This window comes from Angustibacter aerolatus (assembly GCF_054776675.1).
This window is the reverse complement of sequence record NZ_BAAHBM010000147.1, coordinates 1-4316: the sequence shown is the minus strand read 5'-3', so window position 1 is coordinate 4316 and position 4316 is coordinate 1. Positions and strand designations below refer to the sequence as shown.

The 4316-nt window shown below is 75.3% G+C and carries 5 protein-coding genes and 1 pseudogene; 3 read left to right on the top strand and 3 right to left on the bottom strand.

Features of this window, described 5'->3' with window-relative positions:
* Positions 1-174 precede the first annotated feature (174 nt).
* Entirely contained in the window at positions 175-1149 is a 975-nt protein-coding gene (locus tag ACYVI6_RS18155; RefSeq protein WP_460447708.1) for an EamA family transporter, read from the bottom strand.
* Between the two features lie 38 nt (positions 1150-1187).
* On the opposite strand from ACYVI6_RS18155, the gene ACYVI6_RS18150 reads away from it, so the two are divergent.
* Together ACYVI6_RS18150 and ACYVI6_RS18145 are read left to right on the top strand one after the other, a co-directional pair.
* On the top strand, positions 1188-1721 hold the full coding sequence (locus ACYVI6_RS18150) for a CGNR zinc finger domain-containing protein (RefSeq protein WP_460447707.1): 534 nt from the start codon (positions 1188-1190) through the stop codon (positions 1719-1721).
* A 40-nt stretch (positions 1722-1761) separates the two neighbouring features.
* On the top strand, positions 1762-2433 hold the full coding sequence (locus ACYVI6_RS18145; RefSeq protein WP_284287850.1) for a VC0807 family protein: 672 nt from the start codon (positions 1762-1764) through the stop codon (positions 2431-2433).
* Here the strand turns inward: ACYVI6_RS18145 and ACYVI6_RS18140 are convergent.
* Both ACYVI6_RS18140 and ACYVI6_RS18135 read right to left on the bottom strand, forming a co-directional pair.
* Complete coding sequence (locus ACYVI6_RS18140; protein ID WP_460447709.1) at positions 2430-3089, bottom strand: CoA transferase subunit B; 660 nt, start codon at positions 3087-3089, stop codon at positions 2430-2432. The two genes, ACYVI6_RS18145 and ACYVI6_RS18140, sit on opposite strands and share 4 nt — an antisense overlap.
* Positions 3090-3097: 8 nt before the next feature.
* A complete protein-coding gene (locus tag ACYVI6_RS18135) occupies positions 3098-3901 on the bottom strand; it encodes a CoA transferase subunit A (RefSeq protein ID WP_460447706.1) in 804 nt (267 codons plus the stop codon).
* Positions 3902-4052: 151 nt separating this feature from the next.
* Between ACYVI6_RS18135 and ACYVI6_RS18130 the strand changes: the two are divergent.
* Positions 4053-4316 (top strand): annotated as a pseudogene (locus ACYVI6_RS18130) (hypothetical protein); the annotation flags it as partial.

The following is a 4316-nucleotide window of genomic DNA, read 5'->3' as shown; positions in this document are numbered from 1 at the left end:
TCGCCCGCGGCCACGGCGAACACCGGCGACACCGCGGCGGCCGCGCACAGCAACGTCAGCGCCGCCGTCACGAGCAGCGCCCAGCCGCGCTCGGCGAGGAGCCGGCGCGGCGCGCGGCGCAGCAGCGGGTGCATGGCCGAGACCCTAGGAGACGGCACCGTCAGCCGTCGCGGATCAGGTCGCGGGCGTCTCAGGTGCTGGGCGGGGCTCGCCGAGCTTCACCAGGACGACGCCACCGAGCACCAGCGCGCCGCCGAGCAGCTGCACGGCGCGGGGCAGCTGGGCGAGCAGCAGCCAGGCGAACAGCACGCCGGCGGCCACCTCGAGCAGCGCGACGAACGAGGCCATCCGCGACCCGAGGCGGCGCCCGGCCGCGACGCCGACGACGTACGCGAGCGCTGCGGTCACCAGGCCCAGCACCAGCAGCGGCACCCACCACGCGACGTCCGCCCCGGCGTACTCGACGCTGGTGGTGGCGGCCCGCATCGGCAGCAGCCCGACCAGCCCCAGCAGGCCGAGCGCCAGGGTGCCCACGACGAGCCCGGCACCCACCAGCGCGACCGGCGGCAGGCCGGTGTCCTCGTCGGCCGACACGATGAAGTAGACCGCCGCGCCGACCATCGCCCCGAGCGCCCACAGGACGCCGGCCGGGTCGAGGTCGACGCCCGAGAGCAGGTCGAGCACGAGCACCAGGCCGAGCGCGGCGAGGGCGGCGCCGGCCAGGGTGAGCGGGCGGGGTCGTTGCCCGTGCCGCGCCCAGAGCCAGACCACGACGGCCGCGGGCGCGGTGTACTCGATGAGCAGCGCGGGCCCGACCTGCATGCGGGTCACGGCGGAGAAGTAGCAGAACTGCGCCCCGGCGACGGCGAGCAGCCCGTAGAGCGCGATGACGAACCCGTTGCGCCGCAGCAGGTTCCAGCGACCGCGCAGCGCCACGGCCGAGACCGGTGCCACCACGAGCGCGGCCAGCCCCAGCCGGGCCAGCACCACCGCGCCCGGCGTCCACCCGGTCTCGATGAGCCGGCTGGCGAGCGACCCCGACATGCCGAAGCTGGCTGCCGAGAGCACCGCGAGCCCGAACCCGGCCGCCGTCCGCGACCCGTCGCGCGCCGCGGCACCACGCTGCACGTCATCAGCCATCGTCGTCATGACTCATGACCGTAGGGCGGCCGGTGTAACGTGTCAACATGTTGTTCGCTCATGACACCGAGTGCGCGCTGCGGTCTGCGGTGTGGCTGGTGAACAGCGCCGAGCCGCCCGACACGCTCACCACCTCCGCGCAGCTCGACGCCTGGTTCACCGAGTTCGACTCCACCGGGCGGCACGACCGCGACGCCGCCGAGCTCGCGTCGGTGCAGGCGCTGCGGCCGGTGCTCCGCGAGCTGCTCACCAGCGACCGCGACCGCGCCGTCGAGCTGCTGAACCGGATGCTCGCCGACGCCCGCGCCGTCCCGCAGCTGGTGCGGCACGGCGACGTCGACTGGCACGTGCACGCCGTCCCCTCCGACGCGCCGCTCGCGACCCGCGTGCTCGTCGAGGTCGCGCTCGCCATGGTCGACGTCGTGCGCGGCGACGAGCTGTCGCGCCTCGGGGTCTGCGCCGACGACGACTGCGAGTGCCTGGTGCTCGACCTGTCGCGCAACCGCTCGCGCCGCTACTGCAGCACCACCTGCGGCAACCGCAACGCCGTCGCCGCCTACCGCGCCCGCCGCGCCACGTAGCCCTTCCCGGTACCGGTCGGCCGGGCTACGTTGCCGGACCATGACCACCGGGTCGCGGTCGGCGACGGCGTGGAAGGCGACGCGGTTCGTCGTCGGCCTGCTCGTGTCGACCGGTCTCTACTACGCGCTGCGGGCGGCCGGGGCGAGCGTGCGCGCGGCCCTGATCACCGGTGCGCTGCTGTCGATCGGGTCGGCGCTGGTGCCGCTGGTGCGCGGCGAGCGGCTCGACGGCGTCTCCGGGTTCCTGCTCGCGATGCTGGCGCTGGGCACCGTCGTGACCGTGACGCCCGGCGGCGAGCGGTTGCTGCTGGCCAAGGAGTCGATCGTGACCGGCGTCAGCGGCGCCTGGTTCCTGCTCAGCCTGCGCGGCGCCCGGCCGCTCAACTACACCTTCAGCCGCCCGATCGCCGAGGGCCGCCTGGGGTGGCCGCCCGGCTGGGAGGCGCTGTGGCACGACGAGCCCGCGTGGCGCCGGTTCTGGCGCCGGTCGAGCACGATCTGGGGCGTGGCCAGCCTGCTCGACGCCGTCGGCCGGGTGGTCATGGCCTGGCGGCTGCCGCCGGACGACGTCCCGGCGCTGGGCACGCTGCTGCTCGTCGGCACCGCCGTGCTGGTCAACGTGGTGACGACGACGGACGCCGCCCGCACCGGCCTGCTCGACCGCCGCTTGCGGTTCCACCGGCGGCCGGACGGCGCCGCGCAGGCCGGCTAGCCGTCGAGCCCGACCCGCAGCTCGCCGTCGGTGCGCTCTCGGACGTCGTCGACGCTCACCCCGGGCGCCAGCTCGCGCAGCACGAAGGCACCGCCGGCCGTGCCGTCGCCGGGCTCGACGTCGAGCACCGCGAGGTCGGTGATGACGCGGTGCACCACCCGGCGTCCGGTGAGCGGCAGGGTGCACTCGCGCACCAGCTTCGGGCTGCCGTCGCGCGCCACGTGCTCCATCAGCACCACGACGCGGCGGGCGCCGTGCACCAGGTCCATCGCCCCGCCCATGCCCTTGACCATCGCGCCGGGGATCATCCAGTTCGCGATGTCACCGCCGCTCGACACCTGCATGGCACCGAGGATCGCCGCGTCGACCTTGCCCGCCCGGATCATGCCGAAGCTCAGTGCCGAGTCGAAGAACGACGCGCCGGGCCGCAGCGTCACCGTCTCCTTGCCGGCGTTCACCAGGTCGGGGTCCTCGTCGCCCTCGTACGGGTACGGCCCGACGCCGAGGATGCCGTTCTCGCTCTGCAGCACCAGCTCGACGTCGTCCGGCACGTGGTTCGGCACCAGCGTCGGCAGGCCGATGCCGAGGTTCACGTAGTCGCCGTCGCGCAGCTCGGCCGCGGCGCGCGCCGCCATCTGCTCGCGCGTCAGCCCCATGCGCTCGCTCATGCCGAGACCCCCTCTGCTGCAACGGTTCCGGGACGGGGTCGGGTGGTGCGGCGCTCGATGCGCTTGTCGGTCGCCTGCTCCGGGGTGAGCGGCACCACGCGGTGCACGTAGACGCCGGGCAGGTGCACCGACCCCGGGTCGAGCTCACCGGGCTCGACCAGCTCCTCGACCTCGGCGACCGTGACGCGACCGGCCATGGCGCACAACGGGTTGAAGTTGCGGGCGGCGTCGCGGAACACGAGGTTGCCGTGCCGGTCGCCCTTCCACGCCCGCACCAGCCCGACGTCCGCGACGATCGCCCGCTCCATCACGAAGGTGGTCGGCACGCCGTCGACGTCGAACACGTGGGTCTCCTTCGGCGGCGACGACACCACGACCTCGCCGTCGGCGCCGTACCGCCAGGGCAGCCCGCCCTCGGCGACCTGGGTGCCCGCGCCGGTGATCGTGTAGAACGCCGGGATGCCGGACCCGCCGGCCCGCAGCCGCTCGGCCAGCGTGCCCTGCGGCGTCAGCTCGACCTCGAGCTCGCCCGACAGGTACTGCCGCGCGAACTCCTTGTTCTCCCCGACGTACGACGACACCATCCGGCGGATCCGGCCGGCCCGCAGCAGCAGCCCGAGGCCCCAGTCGTCGACGCCGCAGTTGTTCGAGACCACCTCGAGGTCGTCGGCCCCCTGCTCGAGCAGCGCCTGGATCAGCACGCTCGGGATGCCGCACAGCCCGAACCCGCCGACCGCCAGCAGCGACCCCGGCCGCACGTCGGCCACGGCCTCCGCCGCGGAACGGACCACCTTGTCCATCACGCCTCCACGTCTCGCCCGGCACGCGCCCTCGTCGCGCCGTCGCGCGGGCAGCCTCCCACCCCCGCCGCAGCCGGGTCGAACCGCCACCCCCGGCCCCGCGCGTGGTCGTCCGCTCAACCGGCCGCTGCCCGGTGCCGATGCGGCAGGGGTGCCGCGCACGCCCCTGACCCCGCTCGCCCTGCTCGCCGTCGTGCTGCTGGGCGGCTGCACCGACGACGCCGCACCCACCGCGACCCCCGCGACCCCGGCGGCCCCGGCGCCCGCGAGCGCCACGCCGCTCGCCAGCTCGACCGGCGCGCCCGCTCCCCCGACGCCGTCCACCGCCCGCCCCTCCGTGCCGACGTCCGCCCCGACGTCCCCGCCGGGTGACCCGGCTCCCGGCGCGACCTCGACGGCGACCGGCGCGGCGGTG